Origin of the sequence: Companilactobacillus allii (assembly GCF_001971585.1) — a bacterium.
GTDB lineage: Bacteria > Bacillota > Bacilli > Lactobacillales > Lactobacillaceae > Companilactobacillus > Companilactobacillus allii.
In genome coordinates, this window is the sequence record NZ_CP019323.1 from 1,740,589 (window position 1) to 1,757,932 (window position 17,344).

The window sequence follows — 17,344 nt, forward strand, 5'->3', positions numbered from 1 at the left end:
ACCTTAAAAAACGGTATTTACATAAGTAAATATCGCTTTTTTAGATTTATAAAAAGAAAATTGTGCTTTGACACATTTTGCTAATACCGTGATGACTGAAACAGATAATTTTTAGAAAAGAGTGAAAATATGAAACCAATTGATAATACTATAACTGATCTGCTGTTTAAGCATGTCTCTGTACGTTCTTTTACAAATGAAGTATTGCCAGATGAAGTTGTAAAAAAGCTTGTGACGGTTGCACAGGCTGCTTCAACGGCTAGTTTTCAGCAATCATATTCCATAATTGATGTGGTTGATGAAAATTTACGAGAAAAAGTTACACAAGCTTCTAGGAATCAGCGCTTTATGAATCAAGGTGGCAGATTATTTATATTCTGTGCTGACCTAAATAGAAATAACCAAATGGCCAAAGATTTAGGATTAGATGTTACTCAAACTATTGAAGGACTAGATGCAACTTTGGCAGGTACAATTGATGCCACTTTAGCAGCTCAAAATATGGTTATTGCGGCAGAATCAATGGGATTAGGCGTTTGTTTTATTGGTGGAGTACGGGATAATATCGAAGAAGTATCAGAGCTTTTGAATATTCCTGATCATGTATTCCCAGTTTATGGTTTAGTTATCGGTCATCCAAAAGACAAATTAAATGATATCAAACCACGTTTACCATTCGAAGCTGTTTATCATAAGAACCAGTATGCAGATAAGATTGATATTGTTAGATCCTATAATATTAAGACAAATGAATATTATAATAAACGATACGGAAAAAAGACGGATCGAAACTGGGCAAGAACTGCAGTTAACAGTTTAATTAAATTACCTAGGTCATTTATGAAATCATATTTGAATAGTCACAATTTGAGTAAGCATTAAAACTTTTATAGACACAAAAAAACTAGCAAATTACTTTGCTAGTTTTTTTAGTTAATTATATGATAATTATACTCTAGTAACTTTTCCTGACTTCAAAGCTCTAGCTGAAACCCAAACGCGCTTAGGTTTACCATCAACCATAATACGAACTTTTTGCAAGTTTGGCTTCCAAGAACGTTTTGATTGATTAAGAGCGTGAGAACGTTTGTTACCAAACACTGTCTTACGGCCTGTAATAATATCTTTTGCCATGGGACCGACCTCCTTTGGCTACATGTTTTCTTTAAAATATCACCTGACTAATTTACCATAAACTAAAAATAAAAACAATAGTTGAATAATAATGTATCAAAAATCTTTAATTCAAAATCTTGCTATGATAGAATTTTAGTGTTTATGATAGTTAGATCCAAGATAGGAGGATCCCAAATGGCAGTTACAATAAAAACAAAACATGGTGAAATTGATGTGTCAACAAATACCGTTTCAACGATCGTTGGTGGGGCTGCGTTAGATATCTACGGAATAGTAGGTATGGCAAGCAAGAATCAACTTAGAGATGGAATGAACACAATTTTAAATCGTGAAGATTTCTCACGCGGAGTAGTTATTCATCAAGAAGATGAAAAAATTGCCGTTGATGTTTATATAATCGTAGGATATGGTATTAAAATATCTGAAGTTGCTAGAAATTTAAAAGAAAAAGTAAAATATAACCTAGAAACAATGCTTGGAACACCAGCTGGCACTGTTAATGTGTACGTCCAAGGAATAAAAGTTTTAGATGACATTAAATAGGTATTACGCTAGTTGGAGGGGAAACTTTTGAGCAAAGAACTTATTACTAAAAATGAATTTTCCGATATGATACGTGTGGCTTCACACCGTCTTGAGAAGAATGCAAAGTTTGTTAATTCACTAAACGTATTTCCAGTACCTGATGGTGATACAGGGACAAATATGAGTCTAACCGTTCAGAGCGGTTTTAAGGCAGTTAATGAGTCAGAAAGTAACAATGTAGGAATATTAGGTAAGGCACTTGCTAAGGGCCTTTTAATGGGTGCTCGTGGTAACTCAGGTGTTATTACATCACAATTATTCAGAGGATTCTCAAAGAGTATTGAAAGTAAAGATACTTTAACGTCAGATGATTTGGCCAAGGCTTTTGATGACGGTGTTAAAACGGCATATAAGGCAGTTATGAAACCTGTTGAAGGTACTATTCTTACTGTTGCACGTTTTGGATCTGAGGCCGGAGTTAAGAAGGCTAAGGAAACTAAAGATATTGTTGAAGTTATGAGAGCTGTCGTTAAAGGATCAAAAGAAGGACTAGAAAAAACTCCTTCGTTGTTGCCAGTTCTTAAAGAAGTCGGCGTGGTTGATTCTGGTGGTCAAGGTTTAGTATTTATTTATGAAGGATTCCTAGAAGGAATTTCTGGAGAAGCAAGTGATGAATCATACACTCCTGATGAAACTGAAATGGCTGAAATGGTCAATGCAACGCACCATCAATCAGCACTTGGACAGTTTAATACGGATGAAATTGTGAATGGTTATTGTACTGAAATGATGATTCAATTGGGTGAAGATCCTACTTCGGATGAGAAATTTGATTATGACAAATTCAGAAATTATTTGAGTGAGATTGGCGATTCATTGCTAGTTGTTTCTGATGATGAAGTCGTAAAGGTCCACGTTCACACTAATTTCCCAAGAAAAGTTTGGGCTGCTGGTAAAAAATTTGGTGCCTTAACAAAAATCAAAATTGATAATATGAAGATTCAACATGAAACAATCGTTGACGATGAAGCAACTGAAACAGTAAGCAATAAGCCAGTAGATTATGCTGTTATTACAGTTTCATCTGGCGATGGTTTGTCTAAATTGTTTAGAAGTTTGGGTGTTACTAACGTTATTAGTGGTGGACAAACAATGAATCCATCAACTAATGATATTGTCGATGCAATCAATAAAGCTAATGCAAAACGTGCACTTATTTTGCCAAATAATGGAAATATCATTATGGCAGCCAAACAAGCTGCGCAATTAGCTGATATTCCAGTTGAAATTGTGGCATCAAAAACTATTTCTCAGGGAATGACAGCTATGCTTTCATTTAATCCAGAGGCTGATTTAGATGAAAACAAAGAAAACATGGAAGACTCATTGGATACAGTTAAAAGTGGTCAAGTAACTCAAGCAATTAGAGATACAGAGATTGATGGGTTAAAGATTACTAAGGGTCATTATATGGGAATTGTTGATGGTAATATCTTAGTTGATAATTCAGACATCATTTCAGTAACTGAACAGATGTTAGATAAAATGATCGATGATGATAGTGAAGTTATCACAATTCTTGTAGGTGAAGATGGAAATACTAAAGATGCTCAAAAGTTTGCAGACTACTTAGATGATAAGTATGCAGACTTAGAGACAGAGATTCATCAAGGTGATCAACCGGTGTATCCATATTTAGTTGCTGTTGAATAAGTATTACTTTAAAGATCAAAATGAGACTGGATTATTTCTGGTCTTTTTTTTGTATAAGGAGTGAAAGATGAGTTTAAGAGATGTTTCAGTGGCACAGCTTCCAGGAGTAGGCCCAAAGCGTTTGGAAGCAGTTAAATCTCTTGGGATCAATAGTATCTATGATTTATTGTTTTATTTTCCTTTTCGGTATGAGGATATGGAGGTTAAATCATTAGATGATGCAATTGACCAAGAGAAGATTTTACTTAAAGGCGTGGTTGCTAGTGAACCAGTTGTAGTCAGATTTGGATATAAGAAAAATAGACTCAATGTCCGAGTTTTGGTTGAAAATGAGTCAATAATGATTACTTTTTTTAATCAACCATGGTTAAAGGATAAGTTTGAAACAGGTGAAGATGTTGCTGTTTATGGAAAATGGAATGAGTCTCGTCGTTCAATAACTGGGATGAAAGTTATTGGTAGTAACGAAGAGGGTTCAATTGATTCTGTATATTCCGTTAATAAAAGTATTCATCAAAAAACATTGGTCAATCTTATAAAACTCGCTTTTGACAAGTATCATGAACAAATTGATTCTGTTATTCCACAGTATATTGTTGAAAAATATCAATTGATGGATGATGAATCAATTGTTAAAGGGATGCATTTTCCTAGTAATGAAATTGAGAATGAATCTGCTCGTAGAAGTGCTAAATTCCGTGAATTCTTTTTATTTGAATGTGGGATTCAAAGTGTTAAAGCCAATGATGAGCAGCAAAATGTCGGATTAGTTGAAGCTTACGATGAAAAATATATTGCCAAATTTAATGAGTCTTTACCGTTTAAATTAACAAATTCACAGTCAAAAGTTGTTAATGAAATATTGGCCGATATGAAGTCAAGTCATCATATGAATAGATTATTGCAAGGTGACGTTGGTTCTGGTAAGACTATTGTTGCGGTCATTGCCATGTTGGCCTCTGTAACTGCTGGATTTCAAACTGCAATTATGGCGCCAACTGAAATATTGGCCCAACAACATTTTGAGAAAATAAGTAGTCTGTTAGAAAAGTTACAAATTAGAACTGCGATTCTGACTGGATCACAAACAAAAAGAGAACACGATACAATTGTTGAGAATATTCGTGAAGGAAAAACAAACGTTATTGTTGGGACACATGCCTTGATTCAAGATAGTGTTGATTTTAAAAATCTTGGGTTAATAGTTATTGACGAACAACATAGATTTGGGGTCAACCAGCGTAAGGCTTTACGAGAAAAAGGGAATAATCCAGATGTTCTTGCTATGACTGCTACTCCTATTCCTAGAACTTTAGCAATCACTGCTTATGGTGATATGGAGGTCTCAAGAATTGATGAGCTTCCGGCTGGGCGTAAAAAAATTGAGACGTATTGGATCAGAAGTCAAAAGGTTGAGCAAATGTACAAATTTGTTTCTAAGCAATTGGCAAATAAAGCTCAAGTTTATGTCGTTACACCGCTTATTTCCGAGTCAGAAAAAATAGATTTAAAAAACGCAGAACTTATTTATGATAAATTTAATGAACTTTATGCTCCGAAGTACAACATTGGAATATTGCATGGTAAAATGGCTAATGATGAAAAAGAGGACATAATGAATAAGTTCAGTCATCAAAAAATTGATGTCTTAGTTTCAACGACTGTGATCGAGGTCGGTGTTGATGTTCCAAATGCTACAGTGATGGTAATTTATGATGCAAACAGATTTGGGTTATCTCAACTTCATCAATTGCGTGGTCGTGTTGGTCGTGGTGAAAAGCAATCGTATTGTATCTTAATTGCAGATCCTAAAAACGATGTAGCACTTGAGAGAATGAAAATATTAACTTCGACAAATGATGGATTTGTTTTAGCTGAAGAAGATTTGAAGATGCGTGGTTCTGGTGATTTATTGGGTAGCAAACAGTCTGGCCTTCCAGATTTCAAAGTTGGTAATCCGATTGCTGATTTTAATATTTTACAAACAGCACAAATAGAAGCTGAACAAATTTTTAAGGATCCACAGGTTATGAATAAACCGGAAAATAAAGTGTTAAAATTATTTTTAAATGATGAATTTGAACAGCTAAATAATTTTGATTAAAAATAAGATTGATGAGGGAATTAGTTAATGAAAATTGCAGTTGATGCCATGGGTGGCGACAATGCGCCTCAAGTTGTTGTAGAGGGAATTGAAAAGGCACGTGATCAATGGACTGATTTAGAGTTTCTTCTTTATGGTGATGAAGATAAAATTAAGAAATATTTGAAGAATAATGATCGAATTAAAATTATTCACACTACTGAGGAAATTTTAGGTACAGATGAGCCTGTTAAGGCAATTAGAACTAAAAAGAATTCCTCGATGGTTCTTGCAGCTAAGGCAGTCAAAAATAAAGAGGCAGATGCTTTGTTTTCTTTAGGTAATACTGGAGCCTTATTAGCATCAGGAATTTTTGTTGTTGGACGTATTAAGCAAGTTGATAGACCGGCTTTAATGCCAACATTACCAGTTGTAAATTCGGCACTTGGTGTTAATATGCTTGATGTAGGTGCTAATGCTGAGGCAAAACCAGCATATTTACAACAGTGGGCTGTTATGGGATCGATTTATGCTCGTGATGTTAAAAAAATCAAGAATCCTCGTATTGCACTATTGAATAATGGTACAGAAGAAGACAAGGGGGATTCAACTCATAAGGAAGCTTATAAATTACTAGAAAATACTGAAGAGATTAATTTCATTGGTAATATCGAATCAAATAATATTTTGTCAGGTGATGCTGATGTTATTGTTACAGATGGATTTACAGGTAATGCAGCTTTAAAGGCTATTGAAGGAACTGCAACAACATTGTTGACGCAGATGAAGCATTCTTTAATGGATAATGGTATTTTTACTAAGATGGGCGCAGCAATCGTTGCACCTTCGTTACGTGGACTTAAAGATATGTTTGATACATCTAAATCTGGTGGAGCTGTGTTATTGGGATTGAAATCACCAGTCATTAAGGCTCATGGTGCAGCAAATAGTGAAACAGTTTTCTATACAGTTAAACAAATTTATGATATGTTGCTTAACGATACAGTTAACAAGGCAAATAAATATTTTGAACAAATGTCAAAGGATTAGGGAGAGAACTATTAATGTCAGAACAGGAAATCTATGATAAAATCGTCGCTTTGATTGTTGATAAATTTGAGGTCGAAGCAGATTCAATTAGTAAAGAAACGTCATTTACAGATGATTTAGATGCAGATTCAATCGATTTGGTTGAATTTGTCTTGGAACTTGAAGAAGAATTTGATGCTGAAATTCCAGATGAGGATGCAGAAAAAATCACAACTGTTGGTGAAGCAGTTGATTATATTAAAAACAATCAAAAATAAGACCAATCGGTCTTATTTTTTTAGCCATTTAATTATTTGATGCGAAAGTTTAGTATAATTAAAGTTATTAGAAAGGGGACGCGTTATGCTAGATCAGAAATTCTTAGATTATTTACAACAAAATTACGAAATTACTTTTAATAATAGAAAATTGGTTGAACGAGCTATGACTCATTCTTCTTTTGACAATGAACACAAGGAATTAGGAATAGGTAACTATGAAAGATTGGAGTTTCTTGGAGATGCTGTTTTGGAAATTAACATTTCAAGATACTTATTTGAAAAATATCCTCAATTACCAGAGGGTAAATTAACTCGTTTAAGATCAGATATAGTAAGAACTGATAGCTTTGCTAGATTTGCTAAGGAGATTCAAATTGACAAGTATTTGTTAATTGGTAAAGGCGAGGAGAAACAAGGTGCACGTCAGCGTCATACGTTACTTGAGGATATATTCGAGGCTTTTAATGGAGCTTTATACTTGGATCAAGGAAATACAAAGGTCGAAGAATTTCTTGAAAGTGTAGTATATCCACATATTGACTCAGGTGAGTTTTCTGAAGATACAGATTTCAAGACACATCTACAGGAACGTTTACAACAATCAGGTGAAGTTGAAATTGATTACAAGGTAATTGATGAAGAGGGTCCTGATCATGATAAGAAATTTGAAATTGAATTAATTGTTAATGATAAGATCTTGTCAAAAGGATTTGGTTTTAGTAAAAAGCATGCTGAACAAATGGCTGCTAAAGAAGCATTGGAACAATTGAAGTAGAAGAATTATAGGAGTTTTTATTTTATGCCATTAAAATCATTAACAATCAATGGGTTTAAATCTTTTGCTGATAAAACAAAGATTGATTTTACAAGCGGAATTACCGGTATTGTAGGACCCAATGGAAGTGGAAAATCAAATATCACCGAAGCAATTCGTTGGGTTATGGGAGAACAGTCAGCTAAGAGTCTCCGTGGTGACAAGATGGTAGATATTATTTTTGCCGGAAGTGCAACTAGACCACAAATGAATCACGCTGAAGTTATATTAGAGTTTGATAATTCTAATAAGGAACTTAAATCTGACCAAAATAATATCACCATCAAACGTAAGCTTTTTAGAAATGGTGATGCAGAATTTTCAATCAATAATAAATCTTGCCGTCTCAGGGATATCACAGAATTATTTATGGACTCAGGGATGGGTAAACAATCGTTTTCAATCATATCTCAAGGTCGTGTTGAGGAAATATTTAATAGCAAACCGATTGAGAGACGATCAATTATCGAAGAATCTGCAGGAATAGCTTTATTTAAGCAGAAAAAAACTCAGGCAGAAAGTAGGTTATCTGAAACAACTGATAACCTGCATAGAGTCTCTGATATTGTTTCTGAACTTTCAAAACAAGTGGAGCCATTAAAGGAACAGGCAAGTATTGCTAGAGATTATAAAGAACAAAAAAATAAGTATGATAATATTTATCAACAAATATTAACTATTGAAATTAAAGATTTATCAAAGGCAAAACGTGAAACAGAATCGAAATTACGTGAGGTTAAACTTAGTCTTCAAAATATTGAAAAACAAGTTAAGAATTCTAATGAACATGTAACTCGTAATCGTAATGAAACTAGTGAAATAGTTAAAAAAATTGATTTTAGTCAAGATGAATTAGTTAGGAAGACACAATCCTTAGAAATTTTGAATGGTAAGGTTGCTGTCTCTGACGAGCGTAATGGGTTTAATACGACTAATCAAACCTCTTTGAATGAACAGTTACAAAATATTACAAAAAGTAAAATTCAACATGAAAAGAAATTATCTGATTGTAATATTAAAATTGAACAATATAAAGAAGAAATTAGTAGTTATAGTAAAAGACTCAAAGAAATTGAGCAACTTCAAAAGAAAACGCCAGAAGAAATTCAAAATAATATTTCAAATTTACGTGATAGTTATGTTAATACGCTTCAAGAACAAGTTTCTACTGGTAATGAGCAAAAATTTACCCAAAGACAACTTGATCGAATTAAATTAAGCGATGAAGATATTAATAATCAGTTGGAAGATATCAAAAAGAACTTGAAAGAAACTAACATTTCTGCCAACGAAGTGAGTGAAAAGTTGCAACACTTTATTGATGATAATCAAGATTTAATTAAGAAAAATGATGAGCTTGATCGAGACATTAAAAATGTAACTGAGACTGGTCAGTCTGAAAATCAAGAATATTTGAAATCTTTGGAGAATCTTCAAGAAACTAAAGCAAGAAAAACTGTATTAGACAATATGCAGCAAGAACATGTGGGCTTTTTTGAAGGTGCTAAAAATGTTTTAAATAATCAGGATAAAATTGGTGGGATTATTGGCGCGGTTGCTGAATTAATTAAGGTGCCACAAGAATATCAATTAGCAATTGAAACAGTAGTAAGTAATCAATTACAGGCAATTGTAACTAAAGATGAACCCTCTGCAAAAGAAGCAATAAGCTTTTTACGTAAGAGAAATGGTGGTCGTGCAACGTTTTTGCCAATAAATATTATTCGCGGCAGATCAGTTAATAGTAGTGATCTAAATGCTTTAAGCCAAGTCCAAGGATATATTGGTGTAGCAAGTGAGTTGGTTAAGTTTGATTCTAAGGTTGAAAATATAGTTAAAAATATTTTGGGAAACCTTTTGATCGTTAAAGATATTAATGCAGCTACAAGAGCATCATCAGTCTCTGGTCGTAAGTATCGTGTTGTAACACTTGATGGAAACGTGGTTAATGCTGGTGGTTCAATGACTGGTGGCCAACAGCGTCGTGTAAATTCTAGTATTTTAACTAGAAAAGATGAACTTGTAAAATTGAATTCGCAATTGTCAAAACAAGAAATGGCACTTGATCAAAAACAACAAACAGTCGTAGATTTACGTGAGAAATTAGTAAATTTAAGAAATGAAAAGAAACAAATCGAAAGTAAGTTGTCTAATTTTAATCAAGAACGTAATCAATTGAGTAATCAGTTATCTAGTTATCAAAGTGAACTTAAGCATTTACAGGAACAAAAAAAAGCCGTTGAGTATAATGGCAATAAAAATGACGAAGAACGCAAACAGTTAAAAAAGAATTTGGATGGACAACTTCAAGGATCCAAAGAGCTTCAGAAAAAAGTTACTGATCTACAGTCTGATATTGAGGCCAACCAAAAGCTTTTAAAGGACTTTGATTCAGAATTAACTCAAATAACTAGCGAAATACAGCAAACACAAACTAAATTAGCAGTTGTTAAGAGCAACCAAGATAATGAACTTAAACAAAAGAAACAATTTGACCAAGAAATTTTGGATGATAATGATAAAATTAAAGAATTGAAAATACGCTTGGATCAACTTAATTCTGAACGTGATCAGTTAACTTTGAGTAATTCAGAAGTTAAAACCAAAATAACAGAACTGAATGGAACTATTAAATCTTTAAAACTTACTTTGAGCGATCTACAAAAACAAAGAAGTGAAAAAGAACAAGTGGCTGTGAAGCTAAACGATGAAGCACAGCGTAGTTTTGATTTACAAAAATCTGCTTCTGATGAACAAGAGAATTTAGCTATTTCTGTTACTAAAATAACCAATAAGATAGATACTCGTTTGGATGTATTGTCTGAAGAATATCAACTAACTTATGAAGCAGCAATGAAAAATCTAAAAGCTCAAGACTTAGACCCAGATGATTTAAAACGTGAAGCAAAGTTACTCAAAATGGGGATTGATGAATTAGGTACAGTTAATTTGTCTTCTATTGATGAATATGACAAAGTGAAAGATAGATATGAATTCTTGACCACGCAACAAAATGACTTGCTTAAAGCCAGACAACAATTACTTGATACAATGTCTGAGATGGATCATGAAGTTTCCACTAGATTTAAAAAGACCTTTGACAATGTTTCTGCTGCCTTTGAAATGATTTTCCCTGAAATGTTTGCTGGTGGTCGAGCCAAGCTTGTGTTGACTGATCCAACCAATCTACTAGAAACAGGAATTGAGATCATTGCTCAGCCACCTGGGAAAAAATTTCAGAGATTAAGCTTATTATCAGGTGGAGAAAAGGCCTTGACTGCAATAACATTGCTGTTTGCCATTATCAAGGTTCACCCGGTTCCGTTTTGTATTTTGGATGAAGTTGAGGCTTCACTAGATGATGCCAATGTAGATCGTTTTGCAAGTTATCTAAATCGTTATGATGATAATACTGAATTTATTGTTATTACTCACCGTAAGGGTACAATGATGAATGTAAATCGTTTATATGGTGTAACTATGGAAGAATCAGGTGTTTCCCGAATGCTATCAGTTGAAGTTCAAAATCTACATAATAACTTAGCTTCGTTTAACAATTAAAAAGGAGATTAAAGTATGGGACTTTTTGATCGAATTAAGAAGGCTTTCACCGGTAAAGATGATGATGAAGAAAAGAAATCTACCGAGGAAAGTATAGAGAAACAAGAATCAACTGAAGATACAAAAGAAGATGATACTCAAACCCTTGAGAACGTCGATAATAATGAAGTAGAAAAACCAGTGGAACCTACTGAGAAATCTACAGATGAACCTGGCGAAAAATCTATTGAAACCACAGATTCTGAAGATGTTTCCAAAAAATTGGATACTACTAATACGGATGAAGTTACAAAAGTTAAAGAAGAGGTTAAACCGCATACCTCTGAGCCAGTCAAAGAAGTAGAGTCTAATACTAGTGTTCAAGAAGAACCTGAGGATATAGAATCCGAAAGTGACTCTTCAGAAACAATTACGGATACTACAACTACATCAGAGAGTCCAGCGGAATCAGATGAATCTACAGATGAAGACGAAAAGGAAAAATCTGAAGAAAAAGATGTAAAAGAATATGATGAGGGCTTAAAGAAGAGCCGGAATTCATTTAGTACTAGATTTAATCATTTTTTGGCTAACTTTAGAAGTGTCGATGAGGATTTCTTTGATGATCTAGAGGAGCTTCTTATCGAATCAGATGTTGGATATGAAACAGCTATGCGTATATCTGATGAGTTACGTGAAGAAGTTAAGTTGGAGAATGTTAAAAAAAGATCAGATGTTTCGGACGTTATTGTACGTAAATTGGTTGATATGTACGATGAAGAGGGAAAAGAAGAAGATAACTCTTTAAAATTTAGTACAGATAAAGTTCCAACAGTATTTTTGTTTGTTGGAGTTAATGGTGCTGGCAAGACTACGACAATTGGTAAGTTAGCCCACAGATATCAACAAGAAGGTAAGAAAGTTCTTTTGGCTGCTGGAGATACATTTAGAGCCGGAGCAATTGAACAACTTCAAGAATGGGGTCGTCGTGTTGATGTACCTGTTGAAGCAAGCAAACCTCAAACTGATCCAGCATCAGTAGTTTTTGATGCTGTTAAGCGTGCAATTAATGAAAACTTTGATATATTATTGGTAGATACTGCAGGTAGATTACAGAACAAAGAGGGCTTGATGCGTGAACTTGAAAAAATCAAGCGTGTGATCACTCGTGAATTACCTGAGGCGCCTCAAGAAGTATTGTTAGTTCTAGACGGTTCAACTGGCCAAAATGCCTTAAGTCAAGCCAAACAATTTAATGAGACCACTGAAGTTTCAGGAATTGTTTTAACAAAGATTGACGGAAGTTCACAAGGTGGTATTGTATTAGCAATCAGAAATGAATTGCATATTCCAGTTAAGCTAGTTGGACTTGGAGAACAGATGGATGATTTACGTGATTTTGATCCAGAGAAGTTCATCTATGGATTATTTAAGGAACTCATTGTTGGTTCTGGTAAATAATTATGGATATTGATGAGAATACTAAAATTAATTTGTTATATAATTTTTATCATGCATTACTTACAAAGAAACAAGATCAATATGTAGATTTGTATTATGTTGAGGATTTTTCTCTAGGTGAAATTGCAGAGCAACTTAAGGTTTCTCGTCAGGCAGTTATGGATAACTTGCATAGATCAGTTAGTCTATTAGAATCATTTGAAGTTGAGCTTGGACTAATTAAGAAGACGCAGGAAATAGATGATATTTCTGGAAAACTTGAAAAAGTCGTTTTGGCAAGATATCCAAACGATAAAGAATTGTCCAAATTAGTTAAACGTATTTCAAAAATAAATGAAAAATAATGGGAGCAAAAAATGGCTTTTGAAGGATTAAGTGAACGACTACAAAAAGTTTTTTCTTCACTAAAGGGTAAAGGAAAACTTTCTGAAGACGATGTTCGTACTGTAATGCGTGAGGTTCGTATGGCTTTACTTGAAGCCGATGTTAACTTTGACGTTGTAAAGAGTTTTGTTAAACAAGTTAGAGAACGTGCTTTAGGTTCTGAAGTTATGGATAGTTTGACACCTTCTCAACAAGTTATCAAAATTGTTGACGATGAGTTGACCAAATTAATGGGGGACGAAGCAGTTCCTTTAAATAAGTCTCCACACATACCTACGATTATTATGATGGTTGGTCTGCAAGGTGCCGGAAAAACTACAACAGCTGGTAAATTGGCTAAGTACTTAATGGCCAATGATAATGCCAGACCGATGTTTATTGCTGGGGATGTTTACCGTCCTGCTGCTATTGAGCAATTGAAAGTGGTTGGAGAGCAAGTCGGAGCACCAGTCTATGATGAAGGTACTGATAAGGACCCTGTTGACATTGTTCGTAATGGATTAAAGCAGGCTGATGAAAATAAAAATGATTATGTAATTATCGATACTGCAGGACGTTTGGAAATTGATGATAAATTGATGGATGAACTATTGCACATAAAAGAATTGGCACATCCAGATGAGATCCTTTTCGTTGCTGATTCAATGACTGGTCAAGTGGCAGCTAAGGTTGCACATGGTTTTGATGAACAATTAGATATCACTGGTGTAGTATTAACTAAATTAGATGGTGATACTCGTGGTGGTGCTGCACTTTCAATTCGTTCCGTGACTGGAAAGCCAATTAAGTTTATTGGACAAGGTGAAAAATTAGATCAATTGGATGTATTCCATCCTGATCGTATGGCTGATCGTATCTTGGGTATGGGTGACATGCTTACTTTGATCGAAAAGGCTCAGACAGATTATGACGCTAAACAAGCAGAAGATATGGCTGAGAAGATCAGAGAAAATAGTTTTGATTTCAATGATTTTATTGATCAAATGGATCAAGTCCAAAAGATGGGTCCTCTTGATGAAATAATGAAGATGATTCCAGGTATGGCTAATAATCCACAACTTGCTAATGTTAATATTGGTGAAAAGGATATTGATCACTTAAAAGCAATTGTTTATTCAATGACACCAAAGGAACGTGAAAATCCAGATTTATTGAATCCGTCGAGAAGACGTAGAATAGCCAGTGGTTCTGGTCGAAATATTCAAGAAGTCAATCGTATGATCAAGCAATTTAAACAATCCCGTGACATGATGAAACAAATGAGTAAGGGAAATATGTCAGGTATGGATCAGATGATGGGCGGTGGAATGCAAGGTAAATTAGGTAAGATGGCAATGCATTCTATGGTTAAAAAACAAAAGAAGAATAAGAAGAAGCGTTTGAAGAAAATCAAGCGTTTTAAATCAAAATAAAAAAACACAGGGTGTAAAGAAAAAAACTTTACACCCTGTGTTTTTTTGTGTATACTAACAAAGTTAAGTATTTAGGAGGAAATCAAATGTCAGTTAAAATCAGAATGAAACGTATGGGTAGTAAGTTAAGACCATTTTATAGAATCGTTGTTGCAGATTCACGTGCACCACGTGATGGCCGCTTTATCGAACAAGTTGGTTACTACAACCCAATTTCACAACCAGAAGAAATTAAATTAGATGATGATAAGATTATGGACTGGTTACAAAAAGGTGCACAACCTTCAGATACAGTTCGTAACTTACTTAAGACACATGGTATTATGCAAAAGTATCATGAAAGTAAATATTCAAAATAATGAATAAGTAAATTGGGATCAGATAAAACTTTGTTTTATCAGGTCCTATTTATTTATCATGGAGGATTCAATGACTGAAGAACTTTACAGAGTGGGTACAATTGTTAATACTCACGGTATTAAAGGTGAATTAAGAATTATTCCGATTACAGATTTTCCAGAGGAAAGATTCAAAAAAGGTGCTAATCTTTTTTTGCGTCAATCTGGTAAAAAAGATAAAAAACTTATTGTTGAATCATCTAGGAAACATAAGAATTTTATTTTAATTAAGTTTGAAGGCTATGATAATATCAATGACGTCGAACAATATGTTAAATCGGAATTATTCTCTGGTAATGAAACAAAACCTAAACTTAATGATGGCGAATTTTTCTACAGTCAAATAATTGGATTAACCGTTGTTGATCCTAATTTGGGTGAAATTGGTAAAATAAAAGAGATAATTGAACTTGGTCCTAATGATGTTTGGGTTGTTAAAGGTCCAAAATACAAGGAAGTTTTAATACCTTATATTGCAGATGTTGTTAAAAAAGTGGATCTCGATGCCAAAAAGGTGGATGTCGAAATTCCGGATGGATTGATAGATTAATGGATATTACAATTTTAAGTATCTTCCCTAGAATGTTTCAATCTTTGGATGAATCATTGATAGGTAAGGCTCAAGAAAAAGAATTAGTTAACATTGATGTTGTAGACTTTAGGGATTTTACGACTAACAAACAAAATCACGTTGATGATGCTCCATATGGTGGTGGAGCAGGGATGTTACTTCAAGCTCAGCCGATTTATGATGCTATGGATTATGTTGAAACTAAGAAACCCGGTAAAAAAAGAGTTATTTTGCTAGATCCAGCAGGTAAAACATTTAATACCAATATGGCTAGAGATTTTGCTAAAGAAGATCAGTTGGTATTTATCTGTGGCCATTATGAAGGTTTTGATGAGCGTGTAAAGGATTTGGTTACTGATGAGGTGTCAATCGGTGATTATATTTTGACCGGTGGTGAGTTACCAACGATGAGTATGATTGATGCTACATTACGTTTTGTACCAGGTGTTTTGGGCAATTCTGTTTCTGCAGAGGATGAATCATTTTCAAATGGTTTATTAGAGTATCCTCAATATTCTCGACCTGCTGATTTCAGAGGCAAGAAAGTACCTGAAGTATTAACAAGTGGTAATCATGAGAAAATTCGTTTATGGCGTTTGGAGCAATCTTTGAAGAAAACTTTGAATAGACGTCCAGATTTATTGGAAGATGTTGAATTCAGTAAAGAAGAACGAAAAATATTAAATGATATAAAATCAAAATAATAGTTTACAGTTAAAATCAAATAATGTATTATTGTAAGAGTGTTTGAACACATATTAACGATATTCCGCTGTATATTCTTTAAGATATATAAGAGTGTCGAATGAGGAGAAGCTTTAAATGAAGAAATTAATTCAAGATATTACATCAGAACAATTACGTTCAGATATTCCTGACTTCCGTCCTGGAGACACAGTTCGTGTCCATGCTAAGGTTGTTGAAGGTTCACGTGAACGTATCCAATTATTCGAAGGTGTTGTAATTAAGAGACATGGTTCTGGCGTTAGTGCTACATATACTGTTCGTAAGATCAGTAGTGGTGTTGGTGTTGAAAGAACATTCCCATTAAACACACCACGTGTTGAAAAGATTGATGTTGTAAGACATGGTCGTGTACGTCGCGCTAAACTTTACTATCTACGTGATCGTAAAGGTAAGGCAGCTCGTATCAAAGAACGTCGTCGCGATATCTAATGACTTTAAAAAAGATGCCTTAGGTATCTTTTTTTTTGTAAATAAAAAAGAATGCCAAAGGCATTCTCAAATTAAAATATTTCTGGACGATATAGTCCAACAACTTTTCCTAAAATTTCGATATTATCCAAAATGATTGGATCCATCGTATCGTTTTCAGGTTGTAGTCTGAAGTGTCCATCTTCACTGTAAAATCTTTTACAAGTGGCTTCAATGTCTTCAGTCATTGCGATTACTATTTCGCCATTATTAGCAGTATGTTGTTCATGAACGATTACTTGGTCACCATCCAAAATACCGATATTTATCATACTTTCACCGTGAATTTCTAGCATATATAATTCACCGGAATCGCGGTTTAAGTCAGGTGGTAAAGGGAAGTAGCCCTCTGGGTTACGTTCTGCTGTAATAGGTTGGCCTGCAGCAACTGCACCTAGAATTGGAATTTGTTTTGATTTTATACCAATTGAATTAAGACCAGCAACTGTTAATTCGATAGCTCTAGGTTTTGTTGGATCACGCTGGAGATATCCCTTTTTCTCTAGTCTTGATAAGTGACCGTGAACCGTTGATGTTGATGAAAGGTCAACTGCTTCACATATTTCTCTAACTGTTGGCGGATATCCATGTTCGTCTAAATAATCATGGATACATTGTAAAATTTGGGATTGTTTAGATCCTTCTGCTTTTGACATTAGAACACCTCATTGTTAATATCTTAGTTAGATTGTATCAGAATAATGATATAAATTCAAACAAGTGTTCGGTATAATAAAGAGAGATCAAAAAAATATTAATTTGATTCTCTAGTATTGTTTTA

17 protein-coding genes are annotated in these 17,344 nt (G+C 34.0%); 15 read left to right on the plus strand and 2 right to left on the minus strand.

All coding sequences use genetic code 11. The features are described from left to right. Nucleotides 1-129: 129 nt before the first annotated feature. On the plus strand, nt 130-882 hold the full coding sequence (locus tag BTM29_RS08525) for an NADPH-dependent oxidoreductase (protein ID WP_225972193.1): 753 nt from the start codon (nt 130-132) through the stop codon (nt 880-882). A gap of 66 nt (nt 883-948) precedes the next feature. On the opposite strand, the gene rpmB is transcribed toward BTM29_RS08525, so the two are convergent. Then, complete coding sequence (gene rpmB / locus BTM29_RS08530; RefSeq protein ID WP_010019437.1) at nt 949-1,134, minus strand: 50S ribosomal protein L28; 186 nt, start codon at nt 1,132-1,134, stop codon at nt 949-951. A 177-nt stretch (nt 1,135-1,311) separates the two neighbouring features. Between rpmB and BTM29_RS08535 the strand changes: the two genes are divergently transcribed. The 14 genes from BTM29_RS08535 (at nt 1,312) to rplS (ending at nt 16,524) form a co-directional block, all read left to right on the plus strand. After that, nucleotides 1,312-1,680: an Asp23/Gls24 family envelope stress response protein gene (locus tag BTM29_RS08535; RefSeq protein WP_076616125.1), complete on the plus strand. Its 369-nt coding sequence runs from the start codon at nt 1,312-1,314 to the stop codon at nt 1,678-1,680. A 66-nt stretch (nt 1,681-1,746) separates the two neighbouring features. After that, nucleotides 1,747-3,375 carry a DAK2 domain-containing protein gene (locus tag BTM29_RS08540; RefSeq protein ID WP_076618849.1) on the plus strand — a complete coding sequence of 543 codons (1,629 nt, stop codon included), beginning with the start codon at nt 1,747-1,749 and terminating at the stop codon, nt 3,373-3,375. Between the two features lie 67 nt (nt 3,376-3,442). Then, complete coding sequence (recG, locus tag BTM29_RS08545) at nt 3,443-5,479, plus strand: ATP-dependent DNA helicase RecG (RefSeq protein ID WP_076616127.1); 2,037 nt, start codon at nt 3,443-3,445, stop codon at nt 5,477-5,479. A 27-nt stretch (nt 5,480-5,506) separates the two neighbouring features. Then, complete coding sequence (plsX, locus tag BTM29_RS08550; protein ID WP_076616129.1) at nt 5,507-6,508, plus strand: phosphate acyltransferase PlsX; 1,002 nt, start codon at nt 5,507-5,509, stop codon at nt 6,506-6,508. A gap of 14 nt (nt 6,509-6,522) precedes the next feature. Further along, nucleotides 6,523-6,765, plus strand: coding sequence for an acyl carrier protein (gene acpP, locus BTM29_RS08555; protein WP_076616132.1), 243 nt, complete (start codon nt 6,523-6,525; stop codon nt 6,763-6,765). Between the two features lie 85 nt (nt 6,766-6,850). Continuing rightward, nucleotides 6,851-7,543, plus strand: coding sequence for a ribonuclease III (gene rnc / locus BTM29_RS08560; RefSeq protein ID WP_076616134.1), 693 nt, complete (start codon nt 6,851-6,853; stop codon nt 7,541-7,543). Nucleotides 7,544-7,567: 24 nt separating this feature from the next. Continuing rightward, nucleotides 7,568-11,143 carry a chromosome segregation protein SMC gene (gene smc / locus BTM29_RS08565; protein ID WP_076616137.1) on the plus strand — a complete coding sequence of 1,192 codons (3,576 nt, stop codon included), beginning with the start codon at nt 7,568-7,570 and terminating at the stop codon, nt 11,141-11,143. Between the two features lie 15 nt (nt 11,144-11,158). Then, the gene (gene ftsY, locus BTM29_RS08570) at nt 11,159-12,583 is read left to right on the plus strand and encodes a signal recognition particle-docking protein FtsY (protein WP_076616140.1); all 1,425 of its coding nucleotides are present in this window, start codon (nt 11,159-11,161) and stop codon (nt 12,581-12,583) included. Nucleotides 12,584-12,585: 2 nt separating this feature from the next. Next, nucleotides 12,586-12,927 carry a YlxM family DNA-binding protein gene (gene ylxM, locus BTM29_RS08575; protein ID WP_076616143.1) on the plus strand — a complete coding sequence of 114 codons (342 nt, stop codon included), beginning with the start codon at nt 12,586-12,588 and terminating at the stop codon, nt 12,925-12,927. Between the two features lie 12 nt (nt 12,928-12,939). Continuing rightward, entirely contained in the window at nt 12,940-14,379 is a 1,440-nt protein-coding gene (gene ffh / locus BTM29_RS08580; RefSeq protein WP_076616146.1) for a signal recognition particle protein, read from the plus strand. Nucleotides 14,380-14,465: 86 nt separating this feature from the next. Then, entirely contained in the window at nt 14,466-14,738 is a 273-nt protein-coding gene (gene rpsP / locus BTM29_RS08585; RefSeq protein WP_076616149.1) for a 30S ribosomal protein S16, read from the plus strand. Nucleotides 14,739-14,808: 70 nt separating this feature from the next. Beyond that, on the plus strand, nt 14,809-15,327 hold the full coding sequence (gene rimM, locus BTM29_RS08590; protein WP_076616153.1) for a ribosome maturation factor RimM: 519 nt from the start codon (nt 14,809-14,811) through the stop codon (nt 15,325-15,327). Then, nucleotides 15,327-16,052 carry a tRNA (guanosine(37)-N1)-methyltransferase TrmD gene (trmD, locus tag BTM29_RS08595; RefSeq protein ID WP_076616156.1) on the plus strand — a complete coding sequence of 242 codons (726 nt, stop codon included), beginning with the start codon at nt 15,327-15,329 and terminating at the stop codon, nt 16,050-16,052. Before rimM ends, trmD begins: the two co-directional genes overlap by 1 nt. Nucleotides 16,053-16,170: 118 nt before the next feature. Beyond that, nucleotides 16,171-16,524, plus strand: a complete 354-nt coding sequence (gene rplS, locus BTM29_RS08600; protein WP_076616160.1) for a 50S ribosomal protein L19 — start codon at nt 16,171-16,173, stop codon at nt 16,522-16,524. Between the two features lie 71 nt (nt 16,525-16,595). Here rplS and lexA read toward each other — a convergent pair whose 3' ends face one another. Beyond that, complete coding sequence (gene lexA, locus BTM29_RS08605) at nt 16,596-17,219, minus strand: transcriptional repressor LexA (protein WP_076616164.1); 624 nt, start codon at nt 17,217-17,219, stop codon at nt 16,596-16,598. Nucleotides 17,220-17,344 lie beyond the last annotated feature (125 nt).